Origin of the sequence: Streptomyces sp. NPDC002619 (assembly GCF_042889305.1) — a bacterium.
Classification (GTDB): Bacteria; Actinomycetota; Actinomycetes; order Streptomycetales; family Streptomycetaceae; genus Streptomyces.
The window spans coordinates 125,535-146,008 of the sequence record NZ_JBIAQV010000012.1; the positions used below are offsets into that span (position 1 = coordinate 125,535).

The window sequence follows — 20,474 nt, forward strand, 5'->3', positions numbered from 1 at the left end:
GCGGAGAGGCGATGCCCGAAAGGGCACTACGGGTTCTCCCAAGCCTCCGGTCCCGCCGCCAGTTGCCGTACCGGTTCCGGCAGGGTGTCCGTCGCCAGGTCGGACAGGGTCACGCCCTCCAGGAACGTGTGAGGGATGTCCTGTACGGCGGCGATTTTCTCTGCCTTCACCGGGGCGTCACCCTGCCGTACGGCGAGCTCCAGTACCGCCCGTACCGCGTAATCCGCCCGCGCCGAGATCCTCATGGGTCCATCGTGAGGCGTGTGCCCATGGAGAATGACCGGACCCGCGCCCCGTAGGATCGCCCGGGAGGAACCTTTGGCGCTCAGCAGACGTTCATTCAGTGCCCTGGCCGGCTCGGCCGCGCTCGGCTTCGCCCTGGGCGGCAGCGGCGGCCCCGGGGCGCCTTCGGCGTACGCCGCGCGCAGTGTGCCGACCGGGCCCGCGCCCGCCCCGCCCGGCGCGGACGGACGCACCCACACCATCGGGTACGACCACTATTCGCTGCTCGTGGACGGCAGGCGCCTGGTCGTGTGGTCCGGCGAGATGCACCCCTTCCGGCTGCCGAGCCCCTCCCTGTGGCGCGACATCCTCCAGAAGATGCGCGCGCACGGCTTCAACGCCGTCAGTATTTATGTGTCCTGGAATTTCCATTCCCCTGCCCCCGGGCAGTACGACTTCTCCGGCGTCCGGGATCTGGATCTGTTCTTGCGCACCGCCGCCGAGACCGGCCTGTACGTCATCCTCCGTCCCGGGCCCTACATCAACGCCGAGATCGACGCCGGCGGCTTCCCCGGCTGGCTCACGGCCACCCGGGGGACGGCGCGGACCGCCGATCCGGACCATCTGTCGTACGTCGACGAGTGGCTGACCGCCGTGAACCGGATCGCCCGGCGCCATCTGTTCACCGAGGGCCGCGGCACGGTTCTGCTGTACCAGATCGAGAACGAGTACGACGCCCACGTCACCGAGGCCACCGGCCGCGCCTATATGTCCCACCTGTACAAGAAGGTGCGGGCCGACGGCATCGACGTACCCCTCTTCCACAATGACAAGGGGCGCAACGGGTACTGGATCCCCGGGTCCTTCGACACCGGTGGAGAGAGCGGGGGGTGGCTGTACGGGTTCGACGGGTATCCCTCGCCTTCCCAAGTGCCGCCCGACTGGGGGCACTTCGGGGTCGGCGGGCTCAAGGGCGGTGCTACGGCCAGCCCGCGTACGCCCGGGTTCGTGCCGGAGTTCGGGGGCGGCTGGTTCGATCCTTGGGGCGGGGTGCAGTTCCAGGGGAAGGGGTACGCCGAGTCGCGGCGCACCCGGGACGCGGCCTACGAGCGGCGCTTCTATCTGACCAACGTCGCCAACGGGCTCACGCTCCACAACGTGTACATGACCTTCGGCGGCACCTCGTGGGGCTGGCTGCCCGCGCCGGTCGTCTACACGTCGTACGACTACGGGGCGGCCATCGACGAGGGCCGCAACGTCACCACCAAGATGGCCCCGATGCATACGCTCGGGCACATGCTGCAACGCGTCCCCGACTTCGCCAAGCTGGACAAGGCGGCCGAGGTGAAGGCGCAGAGCCTGAAGGTCTACCACCTCACCAACCCCGACACCGGCGCCCACGTCTACGTGGCCCGCAACGACGGGGACAAGGAGGTCACCTCGACGCTGCCGACCGCAGGCGGCGACCTCCAGCTCACCGTCCCGGCCCACGACGCCCGCCTGCTGAGCACCGGACTCTCCCTCGGCAAGCGAAGGCTGCGCTACTGCACCGCCCAGCCGATGGCCGTGCTCACCGCCGGGCGGCAGGACATCGCACTGTTCAGCGGGCGGTACGGCGAGATGGCGCACCTCGTGCTCGAGTGCCCGAGCGAGCCCGTGGTCAACCGGCTGGACCCGGAGGCCGCCTGGGTCTACGACCGGGGCGCGCTGTACGTGACCGCGCCCCTCGGCCAGGGCGGGCTGACCCGGGTGCTGGTCGAGCACGGCGAGAGCGAGACACCGCTGCTGCTCCTCTTCGCCGACGACGCCACCGCCATGCGCCTCTTCCCGTACGACACTCCGTCCGGGACCGTGCTGGTCTATGGCCCGGAGCTGCTGCGCGACGTCGCCCTCGACGGCTCGACGGTGCGGCTGACCGGTGACGTCGTCCAGGAGACCGGGCTCGAGGTCTGGGGGCCGCGCGGCATGGCGAGCGTCGAGTGGAATGGGCAGGCCGTGCGGATGCGGGCCGCGATGGCCGGAAGCCTGGTGTCCGAGGCGCTGCTACCGGGCGTGCCGAACACCACGCTGCCCGCGCTGGGCGGCTGGCGGCGCAAGGCGGAGAACCCCGAGTCCGCAGCCGGCTTCGACGACTCGGCGTGGACGGCGGCCGACAAGACGACCTCGTTCAGTACGACCCCCGTGCCCAAGGGGCAGCCGGTCCTGTTCGCCGACGACTACGGCTTCCATTACGGCGACGTCTGGTACCGCGGGCACTTCGACGGCGGCGGCGCCGGTCTGGAGTCCGTTTCCCTCGCGTACAGCACGGGCACCCAGGGCATGCTGATGGCCTGGCTGGACGGTGCGCCGCTGGGCTCGCACCGGATGCCGGTGCCAGGCAACGACACGGTGCGCAAGGGGAGTTGGTCCGCCACGGCCACCTTCTCCCTCAGCAACCTGCCCAAGAAGGTGCACGAGAAGCTGACGGCACCCGGCCCGCACGTCCTGTCCGTGCTCGTGCGGCGCATGCAGCACGACCAGGACGGCAAGGCCCTCGACACGCACAAGGTGGCGCGCGGGCTCACCGAGGTCACCTTCAAGGGAGCCTCGCCCAAGGTGAGTTGGCGCATCCAGGGCGAGGCCACGCCCGACCCGGTGCGCGGGCCGCAGAACAACGGCGGCCTCTACGGGGAGCGGGAGGGCTGGCATCTGCCCGGATTCACGGACGGCGACTGGACGCCTGCCGACTTCCCGCGCGCCGACCGGGGGCAGGGCGTGACCTGGTACCGGACCACCTTCAAGCTGTCGGTGCCGGGCGGTATCGACGCCTCGGTGGGGCTGGTCCTGGAGGACGACCCGGCCCGCGCCTACCGTGCGCAGATCTTCCTGAACGGCTGGAACATGGGCCAGTACGTCAACGACGTGGGTCCGCAGCACACCTTCGTCCTGCCGAACGGCATCCTCCGCACCCGGGGCACCAACACCCTGGCCCTGGCCGTGCTGTCCGACGGCACCACGGAGTCGGGACCAGGACAGGTACGCCTGACGCTGCTGGGGAACGCGGCCGGAGGACTGCCGGTGACGGCGGTGGACTCCCCGGGCCGTTAGCGACTGGGCCGGCCGGATCACGTTCTGTGCGTCAATGGGGCGGGCGGGACCTGCGATGCGTACCACGTGGCCGGCGATGGTTCCCGGTTGAACAACGGTCGCCGTATCGCATGACGCGGATACATCCGGACGCGTAATCTCTGACGAGCCGCCGTCCGGCGGGGCGAAGGGGGAGGCGATGGACATCGCGGGCGCGCGGCAGGGGGCGGCCCGGATCGCCGCGAGGCTGCTCGGCCCGCGACCCGGCTCCGGCAAGCGCCGGCTCGCCGCCGGCCTCGCCCGTGCGGTGCGCGCAAGGCGCCTTCCCCCGGCCGACGTACACGAGTTATGCGGCGCGCTGTGCGAGGAGATGAGCGCGCGGCGCGGCGGGCGTCCCGTCGAGCTGCGCTTCGAGCGGTTCCCGGACGAGATCGAAGTCACCGGTCTGTGGCTGGAGTTCGCGGACTTCGACCTGGTCATCGTCGAGGAGCGCGCCGAGGCCGTACAGCAACTGGTCATACTCGGACACGAGTTGTGGCATCTGCACGCCGGGCACCGGCACCACCACCTGCTCGGTGCCGAGGCCGCCCGGGCCCTGGCCGACGCGCCCGGTCTCAGTGACGCCGCCCTCACGGTGGCCGCGCGCAACGGCTCCCGCAAGGCCGACGAGGCCGAGGCCGACGACTTCGGCCACCGCTTGGCCGCCCTGTTCCGGTCCCAACTCACCGGCCCCGCCGCGCCCCTGGACCCGGTCCAGCGCTCCCTGGGCTACCGAGGCCGCGACGGAGCGGTGCGGTGAACGACCACCTTGCACTGGACCCCTCGGGCGTCCTCAGCCAGTTCTACATCTCCTTCTGGATCCCCACCGCCGTCCTCACCGCGGCCCTGGTGATCAAGCTGCCCACGATCGTCCGGCTGTGGCGGGACCCGCTGCTTCGCGCGGTCGGCGGACTGCTGCTGCTGGCCTGCACGGTGTTCGTGTTCGTGACGCCGTCGACGATCGCCTGGACGAACCGGGTCACCGGCGTGCCCAACATCTCGGCGCCCTGGTGCTATTCGCTGCTCACCGCGTTCTGCGGCTCCTGCCTTCTGCTGATCATCGCCTGGCGCAACGGCCTGTCGGAACGCTCGGCGGCGACCCGCCGCGCGATGCGCTGGGTCGTCTCCGTCTACTTGGGCGTGATCGCCGCGCTGTGGGTGCTGTTCGCGCTCGCGGACGCGCCGGTGGAGCGGCTGCGGGACCTGGACACCTACTACGCCACCACGCCGTTCATGCGAGAGGAGATCCTGCTCTACCTCGGAGCGCACGCCGTGGCCTGTCTCATCACGTCCCGGCTGATCTGGAACTGGGTGCGCACGGAGGGCCTGGACGCCTGGTTGCGCTGGGGTCTGAAGCTGCTGGGCGCGGGCTACGTGCTGAACCTGATCTTCGACGGTTCCAAGCTGACGGCCGTGGTCGCGCGCTGGTTCGGGCAGGACCTGGACTGGCTGAGCACCAACCTGGCGCCGCCGGTGGCCGCCCTGTCCGCCATCCTGATCGCGGTCGGCTTCATCCTGCCGCACGCCGGCCAGTATGCGCACGACCGCTGGCGGCTCCGGCTCGCCCACCGCGAACTGCGGCCCCTGTACCAGCTGATGAAAACGGTCAGCGGCAACCGCGTACCCCTCGTACTGCGCGCCACGCCCGAACTCCGGCTGACCCGGCGCGAGACGTTCATCCGGGACGTGCTGCTGCCGCTGGCCCGGCACATCGACCCGGACCTGGGCAGACGGGCGTACGACGCGGCGCTCGGCCTCGGGCACCCGCCGCGCCGGGCGAAGGCGCTGGCCTGCGCCGTGAGCATCCTGGACGCCGTCGAGACCCGTCGCCGTACACCGGAACCGCCCGAAGCCTCCGCCGGGCCCGACACCACGAACCTGCTCCAGGAGATCGGGGCCATCTCCCGAGTCCTCCGTCACCCCGACGACATCGAGGCGGTACGCGCGCGTGCGGCCACCCCAGCAGAGAGTCTTGCCGTACATGACTGAGCGCACCGCCACCGCCGTCGTCCTCGGCGGCTCTCTCGCCGGGCTGCTCGCGGCCCGCGCCCTGGCCTCCTTCGCCGACCGTGTCGTCGTGGTCGAACGGGACACGCTGCCCGCCGGACCCGAGCCGCGCAAGGGACTGCCGCAGGCCCGGCACGTGCACCACCTGTGGTCGGGCGGCGCGAAGGCGCTGGAGCGGCTGCTGCCGGGGGTGACGGAGCGGCTGCTGGCGGCAGGGGTACGGCGATTGCCCGTGACGACGGACATGGTGGCGCTGTCGCCGCACGGCTGGTACCGGCGCTGGGAGGAGTCGGCGTTCCTGCTGCCGAGCAGCCGGGACCTGCTGGACTGGGTCGTACGCTCGGAGGTCCTGGCCGACGGGCGGATCGAGGTGCTGGAGCGGACCGAGGTGCTCGGTCTTCTCGGCACGGACATGGCGGTGACCGGTGTACGGGTCCGGGAGGGCGCCGGCGCGGAGCGCGCACTGTCCGCCGATCTGGTCGTCGACGCGACCGGGCGCGGCTCGCGTGCTCCGCACTGGCTGACCTCGCTGGGGCTGCCCGCGGCGGAGCGGCGCCAGGTCGACTCCGGGATCGCTTACGCGACACGGGTGTTCCGGGCGCCTGAGCAGGCGCGGGCCGGGTTTCCGATCATCAACATCCAGGCGGCTGCGGTGGACGGGCGGCCCGGGCGGGGCGGTGTGCTCATGCCCATCGAGGACGGCAAGTGGATGATCACGCTGTACGGCAGCCGGGGTGGTGAACCGGGCACGGATGCGGGGGACTTCGCACGGTACGCCCGGGAGGAGCTGGCGCATCCGGTGATCGCGGAACTGATGGCGCGGGCCGAACCGCTGGGCGACGAGGTCGCGTTCACCCGGGCGACTGCCAACCGGCGGTACTTCTATGAGCGGATGCCGGTGTGGCCCGAGAACTTCGTGGTGCTCGGTGATGCGTTGTGTGCGCTGAATCCGGTGTACGGGCATGGGATGTCGGTGGCGGCGCAAGGGGCGTTGGCCGTACGGGAGATCGTTTCGCGTGAGGGTGGGTTGGACGCGCCCGGTCTTGCCCGGCAGTTGCAGAAGGCGGTGAGCCGGGCGGCTCGGGCCGCGTGGGATCTGTCGACCGGGTCGGACGTCTTCTATCCGGGGGCGACGGAGAGCGGGCCTACGCTGCGGGAGCGGGTGACTGCGGCGTATGTGGGGCGGCTGTTGTACGCGGCTACGGGGAATGGGCGTATTGCTCGGCGGGTGACCGATGTCACGTCGTTGGAGCGCGGGGCGGAGGTGCTGCTGGCGCCGAGTGTGCTGTTGGCGGCGGTGGTGGGGCCGTTGAAGCCGACGCTTGCGGCTCCGCCGTTGACTGCGGAGGAACTCAAGGCTGCGGGGGTTTTGTAGGCGGGGGTGGCTGGGGGCGGGTGGGTTTCGCTTGCCCGCGCTTGCGGGGTGCCTCCCCCACTCTCGGCTTCGCTCGAAGAGTGGGGGAGGCACGACTGCCTGCAGTTCGTCAGCCCGTGAACGCCGGTTGTGGCAAACCCTTGCCCGCTTCCGGAATCACCAGTACCGAGCCCGCCACCGGATGGGGTCGGTCCAGGCCGACCCGGGCCGTCGTGACGTACAAGTCCGTCAGGTCCGGTCCCCCGAACACGCACGCCGTCGTACGTCGCGTCGGCAGCGGGATCACTCGGTCCAGCGTGCCGGCAGGCGTGTAGCGGTGTACCGCCGCGCCGTCCCACAGCGCCACCCAGACGCAGCCCTCGGCGTCCACCGTGAGGCCGTCCGGGTAGCCCGCCGTTTCCTCGATCGTCGTCAACGGGCGGCGGTTCGCGGCCTGTTCGCCGTCGTAGTCGAAGACGTCGATACGGCGGGTGGGGGTGTCGATGTAGTACATCAGGGTGCCGTCGGGGCTCCAGCCCGTGCCGTTGCTCACCGTCACCGACGGCAGGACCGTGCGGACCTCGCCCGTCCCCGTGATCCGCGACAGCGTGCCGCCGCCCGTCGCCTCGTCGTACCGCATCGTGCCCGCCCACAGCGAACCGTCCGGCGCCACGGCGGCGTCGTTGGCGCGACGGCCGGGGACAGGCTCGCGGTGCAGCCAGTGGAAGGTGTCGTCCGGGTCAAGCAGACCCACCCCGTCACGGAGGTTGAGGACCAGGCCCCCGCCGGCCCTGGGCCTGACCGCGCCCACGTGCTGGTCCGTCGTACGGACCGTACGCCGCCCGGTCGTCGGGTCGTACGTGTGGATCCGCGACCCGAGGATGTCGATCCAGATCAGGCGACCGGTCGCCGGGTCCCACGTGGGGCCCTCCCCGAGCGTCGCCTCCGCGCGCACCGCGACCTCGTACGCCGTCATGCCACACCCCTGTGGCCCAGGCGCTCGGAGAGTTCGGCGGCACCCTTCGCGGCCAACTGCTCCAGTTCGGCGAGGCGTTCGTCGCTCCAGCGGATCATCGGGACGGAGATGGACAGCGCGGCCACCACCTGCCCCGTGCGGTCGCGGACCGGCGCGGCCACACACGACACGTCCGGGTTGGACTCGCGGCTCTCGACCGCGATGCCGCGCTCCCGGATCCCGGCCAGGGCCTCGCGCAGGGCACTGGGGTCCGTGATGCTGTTCGGGGTCATGGCCGTCAGTTCGGCGCCGTCCGGGATACGCGCGGTCAGCTCCGGCTCGGGCAGCGAGGCGAGCAGCATCTTGCCGACCGAGGTGCAGTGGGCCGGCAGCCGGCGCCCCGCGGCCGACACCATGCGCACCGCGTGCGTGGAGTCGACCTTGGCGATGTAGATGACGTCGGTGCCTTCGAGGATGGCCACGTGAACCGTCTCGTCGCAGGTCTCGGCGACCGACCGGGCGACCTGCTGACCCTCGGCGGCGAGGTCGAGCTGCTCGGCGTAACGGCTGCCGAGCTGGTACGGGCGTACGCCGAGCCGGTAGCGTCCGGGCTGTCCGGGCACGGGGACGATGTACGACCGGGCGGCGAGGGTGGTGACCAGTTCGTGCACGGTGGTGCGCGGGAGCTGGAGTTTGCGCACGATGTCGGGGGCGGAGAGCGTCCCGTCCCCGTCGAGGAAGAGCTCGAGAATGTCGAGAGCCCGGGTCACGGCGGGTACGAGGCGTCCCATGTCCGGCTCCCTCCCTTGGATCGGCTTGGGTCGGCGCCTGTGTTCGAGATTTCAACAGACGATCGGCATGACGAACACAGGCTAGTCATGGACGCATGCGCGGGCAATGGGCGCGCTTCCGGCCACCGCCCGGGACGGTCGCCGGTGGGTGCGCGACGATGGATGGCATGCCTGCCTCCTCCGGAAAGCGTCCCGCCCCTCCCTTCACCCCGCTCGACTTCCAGCTCGTGCTGCTCCGCCGCATGGCCGACCACAACCCCGGCCTGGTCGAGGACGCCCGCCGTGAGCTGGGCGCGTCGATGGGCGACATGCGGGAGGCCAACAAGCGGTGGCAGGCGATGGTCCGCTCCCGTTGGGCGCGTTCGGCGGCCTCCCGGTACCGCTCGGTCCTCGGCGCCCCGGAGTCCGAGGCCAAGCGCACGATCGGCGACCTGGAGTGCACGGCCTGGCAGTGGCCGCTCCCCCTCTGGGCCGACCTGCGCTTCGAGGTGCTGGTCTCCCCCGACGGCGCGGTCTGGAACGAGTGGCTGGTCCGCGCCCCCGGCGCCGCCGCCCCGGCCCTGAAGACCCTGGAGGACCTGACCCCCTGGTCCTGCACGATCGACGAGGCGGCCCACGCCTTCGCCCCGGCCCGCCCCCTGGAGGGCACGGCCCCCACCCGCTGGGGCCTGGCCTTCACGGCCCCGGACGCACACGGCGTACGGCACGAAGTCGCCGCCGAGTTCACATGGGGACTGTTGCAACGTACGGCGGTCAGCGACTAGCGGCGGCCAGCACCGCCTCCACGACCCCCTCCAGCGAGCCGGGGTGCAGGAACAGGAACAGGTTCGGCTCGACCAGCTCCAGTTCCATCAGGCGGGGTTCCCCGTCGTCGCCGTCGACCAGGTCCACGCGCGCGTACAGGAGGTCAGGGGTCCCTGGTACGGCCTCCAACGCCCGCTCGGCGACGGCGAGTTCGCCCGGGGTCGGGGTCCACGGCTCCAGGTCGGGGTGGGCCACCTTGTCCGCGTCGTAGGCCGTGCCGGGTGAGAGGACCGCGCGCTTGCGGCTGGCGTGCAGCAGACGGCCGCCGAAGAACTGCAGGGCCCGCTCACCGGCGACGTCGATGCCCGCCATGTACGGCTGCACCATCGCCGTGAGCCCATCCTCGTGCATCCGCGCCAGCTGCCGTACGGCCGTCTCCCGCTCCCCGGGCGTGTACCGCGCCGCGAACCGGGCGCCCGCGCCGAAGGTCGGCTTCACCACGAACTCGTGCCCGTCGGGCAGCTCGACCGCGCCCCCCGGCGCGAGATAGCGGGTCGGCACGACGGGCACACCGGCCGCCATGAGGTCCCCGAGGTACCGCTTGTCGCTGTTCCAGCGCACGACCTCGGCCGGATTGGCGACGCGCGTCACCTTCCCGACCCGCTCGGCCCACGCCGCGAACTCCTCGGCCCGCCAGCTGTAGTCCCAGGTGGAACGGATGACCACGAGATCGAACCCCGCCCAGTCGACGTCGATGTCGTCCCAGGCGACGGCGGCAGCCTCCGCCCCGGCATCCGTCAGCGCCCGCTCCAGCACCGGCAGATCACGGTCCCTGTTCGGCTCGGCTCCGGGGTCGTAGGTGGCGAGGGCTATGCGGGGCACGGCGACTCCAGGGTCGTACGAACGGTCGGCTGATCCATCGCAGGCTAACCGTGCGGACGGCAACCACGACAACGAGTTTGACCTTCCCCTTTGGTGAAGCCACAGCATCGATGGCGGAACGACGAGCGGACGAACGTACGGACGGGGGTGACGTATGGAGACCATGCTGACGATCGGGGCCTTCGCCGCGGCCAGTCGGCTGTCGCCCAAGGCGCTGCGGCTGTACGACGAGCTGGACCTGCTGCGCCCCGCGCGGGTCGATCCGGACACCGGCTACCGCTACTACGCCCTCGCGCAGTTGGAGCGGGCGCGGCTCGTGGCCTGTGACAGCCCGGCCGACGTCGAGCGGCTGCTCACCCCCGGTGGAACCGTCGTCGTCGACGACTTCACCCCGGCCACCACCTGGCCGCCGCTGCACGACGGCGTCCCGGACCTGGCCCGGCTGCACTGGCTGGAGCATCCTGCGCTGCGGTCGGCCGAACTGCGGCTTGCACCCGACTTGAGCACGGTCGTGGGGACGCGGCGCCTGGTGTAGGAAGGGTGCCTGACAGCACTGTCGTCCCTGCCAGCCAAGGAGTGCGCCGCGTGTCCACCCTCTTTCCGGCCCTGACGGGCGGTCCGGGCGAGCGAGTCGCCCTGCTGTTCGGCGAACGGTCACTGACGTACACGGAACTCGCCGCCGCCGCGGGTGCCGTGGCCGCCCGGGTGCGGGACGCGGGCCGGGTGGCCGTCTGGGCGACCCCGGAGCTGGAGACGGCGGTCGGTGTCGTGGGCGCCCTGCTCGCCGGGGTCGCCGCGGTGCCGCTCAACCCGAAGTCGGGCGAGAAGGAACTGGCGCACGTCCTCTCCGACAGCGCACCGACGCTGGTCCTGGCCGCCCCGGGCACCGAACTCCCCGAACCGCTCGCGGAGTTGCCGCGCGTCGACGTGGACACGCACCGTACCGGCGCCGTCCCCGAGGACCGTACGTCCGAGGGCGACCCCGCGCTGATCGTCTACACCTCCGGCACCACCGGCCCGCCCAAGGGCGCGGTCATCCCCCGCCGGGCGCTCGCCTCGACCCTGGACGCGCTGGCCGACGCGTGGCAGTGGACCGGCGACGACGTGCTGGTGCACGGGCTGCCGCTGTTCCATGTGCACGGGCTGGTCCTCGGCATCCTCGGCCCGCTGCGGCGCGGCGGATCCGTGCGCCACCTCGGGCGGTTCAGCACGGAGGGCGTGGCACGCGAGCTGAACGGGGGCGCGACCATGGTGTTCGGGGTGCCGACGATGTACCACCGCATCACCGAGGCCCTGCCCGACGACCCGGGGCTGGCCAAGGCGCTCGGCCGGGCCCGGCTGCTGGTCTCCGGGTCCGCCGCGCTGCCCGTGCATGACCACGAGCGGATCACGGCCGCGACCGGGCAGCGGGTGATCGAGCGGTACGGCATGACGGAGACCCTCATGAACACGAGCGTGCGCGCCGACGGCGAGGCGCGGGCGGGGACGGTCGGCTTGCCGCTGCCGGGTGTGGAGCTGCGGCTGGTGGAGGAGGACGGGACGGAGCTCGCCGCGTACGACGGGGAGACCGTCGGCGAGATCCAGGTGCGCGGCCCGAACCTGTTCACCGAGTACCTCAACCGGCCCGACGCCACCGCCGCCGCGTTCACCGCCGACGGCTGGTTCCGGACGGGGGACATGGCCGTGCGGGAGCCCGACGGATATGTCCGGATCGTCGGCCGCAAGGCCACCGACCTGATCAAGAGCGGCGGTTACAAGATCGGGGCCGGCGAGATCGAGAACGCGCTCCTGGAGCATCCGGGGGTGCGCGAGGCGGCCGTCACCGGGGAGCCGGACGCGGACCTGGGCGAGCGGATCGTGGCGTGGATCGTGCCGGCCGATCCCCAATCGCCGCCTTCCCTTGAGGAGTTGGCGGAGCACGTGGCCCGTCGCCTCGCCCCCCACAAGCGTCCCCGTGTCGTCCACTACCTGGACACCCTGCCCCGCAACGACATGGGGAAGATCATGAAGCGGGCGCTGGGCAGTGCCTGAGCGACGGCCGTCGGCGCGCGAGATCCTGGCCCTGGTGGCCGACCACGACACCTTCGACGAACTCCCGCACCCGGACAGGCAGTCCAGGCCCGACGGGCCGATCTCCTGGCCGGGCTACGACACCTCGCGCGCCCGCGCAGCCGCGCGCACCGGCGAGGAGGAGTCCGTCGTCTGCGGCACCGCGAGCGTCGGGGGCACCCGGGCCGTACTGATCGCCTTCGAGTTCGGCTTCCTCGGCGGCTCGCTGGGCGAGCGCACCGGCGACCGCCTCGAGGCGGCGTACGTCCATGCCCGCGCCCACCGGTTGCCGGTCGTCCCGCTGGTCGCCACGGGCGGCAGCCGGATGCAGGAGGGCATGCTCGCGCTCACCCAACTCCAGCGTGTGGCCCGGCAGTCGGCGCTCACCCGGGAGGCGGGCCTGCCGCAGATCGCGGTGCTCCGGGACCCGACGACGGGCGGCGGCTGGGCGACGCTGGGCGCGGGTGCCGATGTGATCCTGGCCCTGCCGGGCGCGCAGGTCGGCTTCGCCGGTTCCCGGGTCCGCCCGCCGGACGCCGACCCGGCCGCGTACACGGCGGAGGCGCAGGTGGCGGCGGGTTCGGCGGACGCGCTGGTACGGCCCGGGGAACTGCGGGAGACGCTGGCGCTGTGGCTGCGGCTGCTGACCGCGTCGGCCGAGTCCGCGCCCCCACCCGCCGCGCTGGGCCGGACAGATCTTCCGGCCACCGGATGGGCGGCCGTTCAGCGGGCCCGCTCTCCCGAACGTCCGCGCGCGCAGGCCTACCTGGCCGCCTACTTCACCGAGCGCGTCGAGATCGGCGGGGACCGGTGCGGCGGGCGGGATCCCGAGGGCATGCTGTGCGGGTTCGGCACCCACGAGGGTCGTACGGTGGCGTACGCGGCGCAGACCGGGGCGGCGACCCGGCCGGCCGGTTACCGTACGGCGACCCGGCTGATCCGGCTCGCGGACCGGCTCGGCATCCCGGTGCTGACCCTGGTGGACACACCGGGCGCGGCCAATGACGCCGAGGCGGAGCGGCAGGGCGCGGGTGCCTCGATCGCCGAGTTGTTCACGGCGGTGGCGACCGCGCGCACGCCGGTGACCACGCTGGTGATCGGCGAGGGCGGCTCGGGTGGCGCGCTGGCGCTGGCCGCACCCGGCAACACGTGGGCCACGCCGGACAGTTACTTCTCCGTCATCGCTCCGGAGCCGGCCGCCGCCATCCTGAAGCGGCCGCCGGAGGAGGCGGAGGCGACGGCGAACCAACTCCGCATCCGGCCACAGGACTTGGCGGAGCTGGGCGTGATCCGAACGGGGAAGCAGTAGTTCCCTGAACAGGTGATCGTCGCTGAGAAGCCGGCGGCGCCGCCTCCCCGTCGCAGGGAGGCGGCGCCGCCTTCTTGCGTGCCGTACGGGCTACTTGACCCCTACGGCCCGGATGATCTCCTGCGTCACCGAGCCGCCCCGGTCGTCACGCGCGGAGGCCCGCAGCGAGATGTGGCCGGCGTCGCGCGGCACGTTCAGCGTGCCGTGCCAGGAGGCGCCCCGATCGTCGGTGAGCTGGACGGTCCGCCACGTCGCGCCGTCGTCGTACGACACCTCGAGCCTGCCGCCGCCGAGGGTCCCGGTGCCGGACGCCTTGGCCACGTACTCGGCGCTGAGCCCGATCGGCACCCGGCCACCACCGCGCACATCACCCGCGAGGTCGGTGTCGACGTCGAAGGCGAGGTTGATGAGCGGGAGGTAGGTCCAGTGGTCCTCGGGGGTGACCGCTGACTTGAAGGTCCACTCGGCGTGGCCCTTCGTGGACAGTCCCCAGCGCTCGGGGTCGAGCGTGGTGTCGGTGGCGACCTTGTAGGTGTGCTCGTCGGCGGGCGCGGTCCACACATACGCGGCGGAGCTCTTGCGCCGGTCGACCTGGGTGCCGTCCACATACACCGTGGTGTACTGGTCCATCCCGGTGTCGCCGCTCCACACGTCACCGAAGCCGGTGTGGTCGGGCCCGGAGTCGCCCCAGCCGGGAGTGTTGAACTGGATCTGGTTTCCGATCCGCTGCTGCCCGAAGCCGAGCCCGGTGCCCAGCCACGGGTGCCACACCGGCTTGAACCAGTTCAGCGTGGGATGCGTCCCGCCCGAGTAGCGCACCAGTCCGCTGCGCTCCTCCAGTGTGCCGTCGCCGAGGGCCACTGACTCGTGCCACTGCTGGCCGGGGCCGGTGGAGACGTAGTCCGTGCGCTCGGCCGGGAAGTCGATCCTCTGCTGGAAGCCGAGGCCGATGGGGAAGGCGTCGGTGAGCGAGTAGCGGAACTCGCCGCCGGAGGCCGGCTTCACCGCGTGGAACTTCGCGTCCAGCTGGGCGAGTTGGCTGTCGGTGGGCTGGTAGGTCAGGTCACGGTCCGGGACCCCGCCCGGAAGGCCCTGCGAAAGGTCGTACACGTACGGCGAGTTGCGCGTCCCCGTCATGTCGACCTGTCCGGAGTCGCGCAGCCGTGCCGCGTCGGCGGCGTTGACCGTGGCGATCTGCAGGGACCGGTCGGAGCCGTCGTCGGCGCCCCACCAGGCCATGAGCCGTCCGGGCGCGTCGTCGGTCGCGAACAGTGCCTTGGCGCCCGCGTCCTGCGCGGCCTGGGCCAGCGCGTTCGGGTCGGCGCCGTCGGCGAGGCGGGCGAGGATGGCCTTGCCCTGGACGTCGCCGGTGACGGGACCGTCGCCGATGTCGACGAGCGGCAGCCTGGTGTGGCCCTCGATCAGCGTGCCGCCCGACTGGACGGTGGCCTCGCCGATCCCCTTGACCTCGAGCGTCGGCTTGGCGAGCCGCCACACGGTCCGGTACTGGAAGCTGCCCTGCGTCACCTTGCCGGTCGGTGCGGCGAAGATGCTGTCGTAGGTCAGCGGCACCTGGGCCGCGTCGAACAGGTCGGCGCCGTTCGCCTTCCGGTCGTACTCCATGATCAGCTGCTGCGTCTCGGTGCGCCGGTCGACCTCGGCCTTGATCTCACGCAGCTTCCGCCCGTCGAGGGTGACTTCGCGGTCCTGGTCGAGATTGATCTCGGGTGCGGCGAGGAAGCCGAGGCCGAGCGAGTCGGCGCCGTGGCTGCCGCGCACGTCGAGGAAGGAGGCCAGGGTGTAGGTGCCCGGCTTCAGGCGGAGCGTGAGGGTGCCGGAGTCACCGACCTGGGCCGAGAAGGGGTCGGTGCCTGCGGCGAGTTGCTGCAGGGCGAGCCAGGCCGCGGCGGGCGCGCCGTCGCGGTCCTTGACGTGGACGGTGAGGTTGTACCGCTCCTCCTCCTTGACCAGCCCGAACGCGGTGTGCGCGACCGGGGTCCCGGCGACGGCAGCCACGATCTGCCCGCTGGTGTTCCCGACCTTCGCCTTGGAGCCGTCACCTGTCACGGTCGTGGACGCGGTGCCGTGCGCCGGGACGGTGAGGCTGGTGTCGGCGAGGGTGGCGACGCCGTCCGGGGCGCCCTGCACGGACAGGCTCAACTCGACAGCGTCGTCCGAGGAGTTGGTGTAGGTGAGCGTCCGCGTGACCGGCTTGTTCGCGTCGTACGGCCAGCTGTAGAAGCCGAGGTCGGCGCTGCCGGTGGCGGTGAGGCTCGCGCCGATCGCGTCGGGAACGCTGACGCGTCCGGAGCCCAGCACATAAGCGGACTCGTCCAGTTGCTCGGACGTGGACATCAGCGCGTCCTTGAGCTGCGCGCCGGTCGAGTCGGGGTGCTCCTGGGCAAGCAGGGCGGCCACGCCGGCGACATGCGGAGTCGCCATCGACGTACCGCTCATGCTGGTGTAGTAGCCGCTGCCGCCCACGAGTTGGGAGCGGGCGGCGAGGATGTCGACGCCCGGCGCCGAGACGTCGGGCTTGAGGGCGTTGTCGCCGTAGCGGGGGCCGGCGCTGGTGAAGTAGGCGGCCTGGTCGGCGGAGTCGACGGCGCCGACGGTAAGCGCGGAGTCGGCGGCGCCGGGCGAACCGATGGACGAGGGGGCGCCAGTGTTGCCCGCGGCGACGACGAAGAGGGCGCCGGTCTCCTGAGAGAGGGTGTTGACGGCCTGCGCCATCGGGTCGGTGCCATCGCTGGCCTCGGTCGAGCCGAGGCTCATGGAGATGATCCGGGCGTGCACGTCCCGCGCCGCCCACTCCATGCCCGCGATGATCTGGGACTCGCTGCCCGAGCCCTGGTCGCTGAGCACCTTGCCGACCGCGAGGGTGGCCTCGGGCGCGACGCCCTTCTCCTTGCCTTCGGAGGCTGTCCCGCTGCCGCCGACGGTGGAGGTGACGTGGGTGCCGTGGCCGTTGCGGTCGGCGACCTCCTGGCCCTCGATGAAGCTCTTGGTGGTGCTGACGCGGTCCGTGAGGTCGGGGTGGCTGAGGTCGACGCCGGTGTCGAGCACGGCGACGGTGACACCCTTGCCGGTCAGCCCGGCGTCCCAGGCGGCCTGGGTGCCGATCTGCGCGTTGCTCTCGGCCATGTCGGCCTTCACACGCCCGTCCAGCCAGACCTTGTCGATCCCGCCCTGCGCGGTGAACGACCGCCAGAAGTTACGCCCCTTGTCGGCGTCGACGGCGGCACCGCGCAGACTCGTAAGACTCCGTGTCCGCTCGGCACCGCGCGGGGTGACGGTCCGCGCACCCTTGTCGTAGGTGACGATCAGCGGCAGTTCATCGCTCTTCTTGTCGCTGAGCCCCTGCCGTATCAGCCCGCTGACCTCGAACAGCCGGCGGTCCAGGGTGCCCGCCTGCAGATACTTCCGTGCCTCGTCCGGTACGACGGTGATGTCGCCATCGCTCATCTGCGTCCGTACGACACCGGTGGCCCCGCGGGGCCGCTGCACGGTGACCGTCTTCTTGCCCTGCCCCAGGTCCGTGACGGTCACCTTGTCGCCGGTGACGAGGGTCACGGTGGTGGCGGCGTCCTGCGGATGCGTGCCCGTGACGGCGGCATCCTGTGCGGCCGCCGGAACGATCGGCACCATCGCGAGCACGAGCCCCGCCGACAGGAGGGTTGCCCCACGTCTGACTGGTCCTCTGGTCATCCACGCCTCTTTCTGGTTCGAGTGCGGTGAGTGCTGCGAAGAGTGTCAGGGGGCTTGTGTTGCCTGGGGGTTGAGCGGGAGTGGCGGAAAGACGTCCTGGCAGGTTCCCGCCAAGTGCTTGGCGAACCGCGGAGTCGGGTGCCAGTGGCACACACCTCTGAAACAGGTCGTCACAGGACGGCTCGTCGGCTTCACCAGAGGGTGGTCCGCTTGTGGCACCATGCCGGGATGCCGACCGAGACAGCCCCTGACGGCCCCGCACCGCAGGCCGCCCACCACGTCGCCACCGTCGCCGCACCGCTGGACCCGGCGTCCGCGGACACTCCGCAGGTTCTGTATCTCGCCGGGCGCCAACTGCTCGTGCAGCGCGGCGACATGGAGCTTGCCGTTCGTGACCTGGGCGGGGTGGGGACGGAGGTCCGCTTTCCGGCGCCCTGGCCGCGCCCGTTCGGCACGGTGACGGTCTCACCCGGCGGCGACCTCGCCGTGTTCGCGGGCGTGCACGCACTGCGGGCCGTGGATGCGACGGGCAGCGTGCGGTGGGAGATCCGGCACGGCTGCTGGTCCACCGCCGTGTGCGAGCAGAGACACGTCTCGTACACGGAGTACGCCGACGACTTCGACCACACCCATGCGGACCACGGCTCGGCAGCCTTCTCCCCGGACGGCAAGCTGGTCTGGGCCCACGTCCGCGACAGCACAGGAGACGGCGTGGAGGAGGAGTGGCTGGTCCTGGACGCCGTCGACGGGACGGTGCTGGGCCGGGCCGAGACGGGGACCGTGGCTTCGGGCTCCTTCCAGTACCCCCATCCGGACCCGGCGTACATGGGGCTGACGGTGGGCGAGGGCGAGGAGGACTCGCCTGTGCTGTGGGGTCACTTCGACGGCACGACGCTCACGGTCCGGCGGTTCCCCGGTGAGGTCCTCCTCGGGGTGAGCCCCTCCGGCGGGCACTTCCTGACCACGGATCCGGAGCAGTGGTCCCTCTATCTGCACCGGGCGGAGGACGGCACGGAACTGGGTCGGCTGGACGCCGAGGACACCGTGCCGGTGGCCCCGGGGAGCGCCGACGACGACAGGGCGCGCTGGGACTACGAGGCGGCCTACGTGGCCGAGGGCACCGTCGTCATCGGCACCGACACGGATGTGAACGCGTACGCCACCCGGCACTGGCTGGTCGACGTGGCCGGGACGACCCTGCGCGGCCGTGTCTCGTACCCCTTCCCGGTCTCCGGCCCGGCCCGCCCGGCGGGCGAGGGCACCTGGTACACGGTCTCGGCGGACGAGACGGCCGTGCACCTGTGGCGGAGGGCCGAAGAAACCTGAGCGGCCCGCCGGTGGAGACCGGCGGGCCGCTCGCCCTTCACTTCTTTCAGGTCACCCCTGCTGACCGGCCTCCTCGTCCGTGTAACAGTGCGCGATCACATCCGCGTAGCGCCGGGCGAACTCCTCGCTGCGGGCCGGCATCGGTGCGGGGTCGAGGATCCCCTCCTGCTCGGCCGCGAGCAGTTCCCCGATGTCGGCATGGCGCGCGGCCGCCTCCAGGGCCTCGAAGTCGACCGGCTCCCAGGCGTTGTCCGGGTAGTCCTCCTCTCCCATCTCCCGCCGGGCCTCGGCCAGTTCCAGAGCGCGCTCGAACGCGTAGGACAGCGCCCCCGTCTCCTGGGGAGACAGGAGGAAGTCGAGCACTTCGGTGGCGAACACCAGATGGTCGACCACCTCCGTCTCGAAGGGCGGGCCGTCCGGGTCGCTGCCCTCGATGACCTCGTCCAGCAGTTCCCTGACCACCTCGAGCGCCTCACGGGTGACCTCGGCCACGCCGGGCAGAGCCTGCCGGCAGATGTCCACGGCCAGCTCCCGTACCTTGGCCAACGCGTCGCGGTGCGTCTCGAACCACGGCGAGAAGTGCGGGTCCCCGTGGAAACCGCAGTACCGCACGACGAGCAGCGCCGCCACCCGCGACCGATCCGCCGGCGACAAGGCCGACACCTGCTTGATGTCCCCGTCCAGGCTCATCGACGGAACAATCCCTTCTTCCAACAGGCCGAACACGTTGCGACAGGGGTACGGCCCGCCGGTCGCCCGGCGGGCGTACCTCACGCGATCACGTCATCCGGCAGCCGGATCAGATCGCGTCGTATTCCACCTCCTCATAGACCCGGTCCCACCAGGTGTCCATCTCGAACGCCGGGGGATCAAGCTCACGAAGCCGGTCCCTGATCTCCAGGCCGAATGCGACGCGCGCCGCCTCCGCCGGGTCCTCGTCGTCCTCGTCGTCCTCCGGCTCGAGGTCGTCGAAGTCGTCGACGTGCTCGCACCGGTAGTCCCAGGCGGCCAGCGCGTCGAGGAACGCGATCAGCGACGAGTTCACGAATCGGGGTTCCGGCAACGACGGGCCGAGCAGAAGCACCCGCCCGTCGGCGTCGAGGACGTACTCGAACACGTAGTAGCCGGGATTCAGCTGGGTGTCGTGCTGGCCCAGTCGCCAGTACCGCTCACCGGTCTTGTCGTCGGAGACGTCTGGGAAGGGAGCGCCACCCATGCTCGGGTAGAACAAGGCCGCTTCCTGGGGCAAACCGAAATTCCGGACGCCCTTCAGAGCCTCGCGCACGGCCTCAGGCCAGGTCTCCGAGGTGGAGACGGCAACCTTTTCTGCACGTCGCGCGAAACATGCTCGATCATCACCTCACTCCTTCACTGCGAAGAGCGGTGTGACCGGTGGAGGGGGAAGCGTCTCCCGCTCCCACTCCAACCGGACAGACCTGTCAAAAGCCCTTGGCCCGCCGAATCGTATCGCTCAGCGTGTCTCTCGCCACCGAGTTCATCAGCCTCTCACGTCTTTCAGGTCACCCCGAATTCCGCCAGAACTTCTTTCTGCAAGTGGATCGCCTGGCGACACAGAGAGTTCTCCCGCTCCATCTCGACCGTCACCACCGGACCCATCGCCTGCTGCTGCAGGACGATCTCATAGCAGGCGTCGAGCCCATCCCCCACTCCGGTCCAGTCCATCTGGTCAGTGGCGAATTGCACTGTCTGCCCGAAGAACATTCGGAGAGCAGCACCGGTATACGGGGAAATGGAGTCGGATTCCAGGAACGCCGCGTCGAAGAACGCTTCCTCATCAAACTGTGACACCTCGCCGGAATTCACAAAACCCCGCAGCATGCCGGACGCCTGGGCGACAAAGGCAAGTGTATCGGCATCGAACAACGCTTCTCGCGGACTGTTCAGAAGCGTCAAAGTGGAATCCAGTACATCGAGGAGCGCTCCAACCGCTTCTCGACGCGTCCGGAAAACATCTTCGAAAGCCGTATCGGAGAATTCTTCACCCCAAAGAGTCATCCCATC

Annotated in this window: 16 protein-coding genes and 2 pseudogenes; 10 read left to right on the top strand and 8 right to left on the bottom strand. The window is 71.1% G+C overall.

All coding sequences use genetic code 11. From position 1 onward, the window contains the following. Positions 1 to 26: 26 nt before the first annotated feature. Complete coding sequence (locus ACFYXB_RS20955) at positions 27 to 245, bottom strand: Rrf2 family transcriptional regulator (RefSeq protein ID WP_389584391.1); 219 nt, start codon at positions 243 to 245, stop codon at positions 27 to 29. A gap of 73 nt (positions 246 to 318) precedes the next feature. Between ACFYXB_RS20955 and ACFYXB_RS20960 the strand changes: the two genes are divergently transcribed. The 4 genes from ACFYXB_RS20960 to ACFYXB_RS20975 all read left to right on the top strand — a co-directional run bounded on the left by ACFYXB_RS20960 (position 319) and on the right by ACFYXB_RS20975 (position 6,709). Next, positions 319 to 3,309, top strand: coding sequence for a beta-galactosidase (locus ACFYXB_RS20960; RefSeq protein WP_389584393.1), 2,991 nt, complete (start codon positions 319 to 321; stop codon positions 3,307 to 3,309). A 178-nt stretch (positions 3,310 to 3,487) separates the two neighbouring features. Next, complete coding sequence (locus ACFYXB_RS20965) at positions 3,488 to 4,087, top strand: toxin-antitoxin system, toxin component family protein (protein ID WP_389584395.1); 600 nt, start codon at positions 3,488 to 3,490, stop codon at positions 4,085 to 4,087. Further along, entirely contained in the window at positions 4,084 to 5,316 is a 1,233-nt protein-coding gene (locus tag ACFYXB_RS20970; RefSeq protein ID WP_389584397.1) for an MAB_1171c family putative transporter, read from the top strand. The genes ACFYXB_RS20965 and ACFYXB_RS20970 overlap by 4 nt, the downstream gene beginning before the upstream one ends. After that, positions 5,309 to 6,709, top strand: coding sequence for an NAD(P)/FAD-dependent oxidoreductase (locus ACFYXB_RS20975; protein WP_389584400.1), 1,401 nt, complete (start codon positions 5,309 to 5,311; stop codon positions 6,707 to 6,709). Before ACFYXB_RS20970 ends, ACFYXB_RS20975 begins: the two co-directional genes overlap by 8 nt. A 109-nt stretch (positions 6,710 to 6,818) precedes the next feature. Here ACFYXB_RS20975 and ACFYXB_RS20980 read toward each other — a convergent pair whose 3' ends face one another. Both ACFYXB_RS20980 and ACFYXB_RS20985 read right to left on the bottom strand, forming a co-directional pair. Further along, positions 6,819 to 7,664, bottom strand: a complete 846-nt coding sequence (locus tag ACFYXB_RS20980) for an SMP-30/gluconolactonase/LRE family protein (RefSeq protein ID WP_389584402.1) — start codon at positions 7,662 to 7,664, stop codon at positions 6,819 to 6,821. Further along, positions 7,661 to 8,434 (bottom strand): IclR family transcriptional regulator, encoded by a 774-nt coding sequence (locus ACFYXB_RS20985; protein ID WP_389584403.1) that lies wholly within the window; start codon positions 8,432 to 8,434, stop codon positions 7,661 to 7,663. The genes ACFYXB_RS20980 and ACFYXB_RS20985 overlap by 4 nt, the downstream gene beginning before the upstream one ends. A gap of 167 nt (positions 8,435 to 8,601) precedes the next feature. Between ACFYXB_RS20985 and ACFYXB_RS20990 the strand changes: the two genes are divergently transcribed. After that, positions 8,602 to 9,198 carry a hypothetical protein gene (locus ACFYXB_RS20990; protein WP_389584406.1) on the top strand — a complete coding sequence of 199 codons (597 nt, stop codon included), beginning with the start codon at positions 8,602 to 8,604 and terminating at the stop codon, positions 9,196 to 9,198. Here the strand turns inward: ACFYXB_RS20990 and ACFYXB_RS20995 are convergent. Then, a complete protein-coding gene (locus tag ACFYXB_RS20995; protein ID WP_389584408.1) occupies positions 9,188 to 10,060 on the bottom strand; it encodes a RimK family alpha-L-glutamate ligase in 873 nt (290 codons plus the stop codon). The genes ACFYXB_RS20990 and ACFYXB_RS20995 overlap by 11 nt on opposite strands. Before the next feature lie 163 nt (positions 10,061 to 10,223). On the opposite strand from ACFYXB_RS20995, the pseudogene ACFYXB_RS21000 reads away from it, so the two are divergent. From ACFYXB_RS21000 to ACFYXB_RS21015, 4 genes and pseudogenes are all read left to right on the top strand, one after another. Further along, positions 10,224 to 10,382, top strand: a pseudogene (locus tag ACFYXB_RS21000) (MerR family DNA-binding transcriptional regulator); the annotation flags it as partial. Between the two features lie 3 nt (positions 10,383 to 10,385). Beyond that, positions 10,386 to 10,595, top strand: a pseudogene (locus tag ACFYXB_RS21005) (SAM-dependent methyltransferase); the annotation flags it as partial. A 50-nt stretch (positions 10,596 to 10,645) separates the two neighbouring features. Beyond that, positions 10,646 to 12,091, top strand: coding sequence for an acyl-CoA synthetase (locus ACFYXB_RS21010; RefSeq protein ID WP_389584411.1), 1,446 nt, complete (start codon positions 10,646 to 10,648; stop codon positions 12,089 to 12,091). After that, on the top strand, positions 12,084 to 13,418 hold the full coding sequence (locus ACFYXB_RS21015) for a carboxyl transferase domain-containing protein (protein ID WP_389584414.1): 1,335 nt from the start codon (positions 12,084 to 12,086) through the stop codon (positions 13,416 to 13,418). Before ACFYXB_RS21010 ends, ACFYXB_RS21015 begins: the two co-directional genes overlap by 8 nt. A 90-nt stretch (positions 13,419 to 13,508) precedes the next feature. Here the strand turns inward: ACFYXB_RS21015 and ACFYXB_RS21020 are convergent, their stop codons facing one another. Further along, a complete protein-coding gene (locus ACFYXB_RS21020) occupies positions 13,509 to 17,126 on the bottom strand; it encodes a S8 family serine peptidase (protein WP_389584416.1) in 3,618 nt (1,205 codons plus the stop codon). Between the two features lie 228 nt (positions 17,127 to 17,354). On the opposite strand from ACFYXB_RS21020, the gene ACFYXB_RS21025 reads away from it, so the two are divergent. Next, entirely contained in the window at positions 17,355 to 18,452 is a 1,098-nt protein-coding gene (locus ACFYXB_RS21025) for a hypothetical protein (RefSeq protein WP_389584419.1), read from the top strand. A gap of 51 nt (positions 18,453 to 18,503) precedes the next feature. Here ACFYXB_RS21025 and ACFYXB_RS21030 read toward each other — a convergent pair whose 3' ends face one another. From ACFYXB_RS21030 to ACFYXB_RS21040, 3 genes are all read right to left on the bottom strand, one after another. Further along, positions 18,504 to 19,142 (bottom strand): hypothetical protein, encoded by a 639-nt coding sequence (locus ACFYXB_RS21030; RefSeq protein WP_389584422.1) that lies wholly within the window; start codon positions 19,140 to 19,142, stop codon positions 18,504 to 18,506. Between the two features lie 109 nt (positions 19,143 to 19,251). Continuing rightward, positions 19,252 to 19,737, bottom strand: a complete 486-nt coding sequence (locus ACFYXB_RS21035) for an SUKH-4 family immunity protein (RefSeq protein ID WP_389584425.1) — start codon at positions 19,735 to 19,737, stop codon at positions 19,252 to 19,254. 230 nt (positions 19,738 to 19,967) lie between these two features. Then, a complete protein-coding gene (locus ACFYXB_RS21040; RefSeq protein WP_389584428.1) occupies positions 19,968 to 20,468 on the bottom strand; it encodes a hypothetical protein in 501 nt (166 codons plus the stop codon). Positions 20,469 to 20,474 lie beyond the last annotated feature (6 nt).

Excerpts from the sequence above, each read along its gene's own strand:
- ACFYXB_RS20955 (WP_389584391.1), bottom strand. The coding sequence starts at position 245 with ATGAGGATCTCGGCGCGGGCGGATTACGCGGTACGGGCGGTACTGGAG.
- ACFYXB_RS20965 (WP_389584395.1), top strand. The coding sequence starts at position 3,488 with ATGGACATCGCGGGCGCGCGGCAGGGGGCGGCCCGGATCGCCGCGAGG.
- ACFYXB_RS20975 (WP_389584400.1), top strand. The coding sequence starts at position 5,309 with ATGACTGAGCGCACCGCCACCGCCGTCGTCCTCGGCGGCTCTCTCGCC.
- ACFYXB_RS20980 (WP_389584402.1), bottom strand. The coding sequence starts at position 7,664 with ATGACGGCGTACGAGGTCGCGGTGCGCGCGGAGGCGACGCTCGGGGAG.
- ACFYXB_RS20985 (WP_389584403.1), bottom strand. The coding sequence starts at position 8,434 with ATGGGACGCCTCGTACCCGCCGTGACCCGGGCTCTCGACATTCTCGAG.
- ACFYXB_RS20990 (WP_389584406.1), top strand. The coding sequence starts at position 8,602 with ATGCCTGCCTCCTCCGGAAAGCGTCCCGCCCCTCCCTTCACCCCGCTC.
- ACFYXB_RS21020 (WP_389584416.1), bottom strand. The coding sequence starts at position 17,126 with ATGACCAGAGGACCAGTCAGACGTGGGGCAACCCTCCTGTCGGCGGGG.
- ACFYXB_RS21025 (WP_389584419.1), top strand. The coding sequence starts at position 17,355 with ATGCCGACCGAGACAGCCCCTGACGGCCCCGCACCGCAGGCCGCCCAC.
- ACFYXB_RS21030 (WP_389584422.1), bottom strand. The coding sequence starts at position 19,142 with ATGAGCCTGGACGGGGACATCAAGCAGGTGTCGGCCTTGTCGCCGGCG.
- ACFYXB_RS21040 (WP_389584428.1), bottom strand. The coding sequence starts at position 20,468 with ATGACTCTTTGGGGTGAAGAATTCTCCGATACGGCTTTCGAAGATGTT.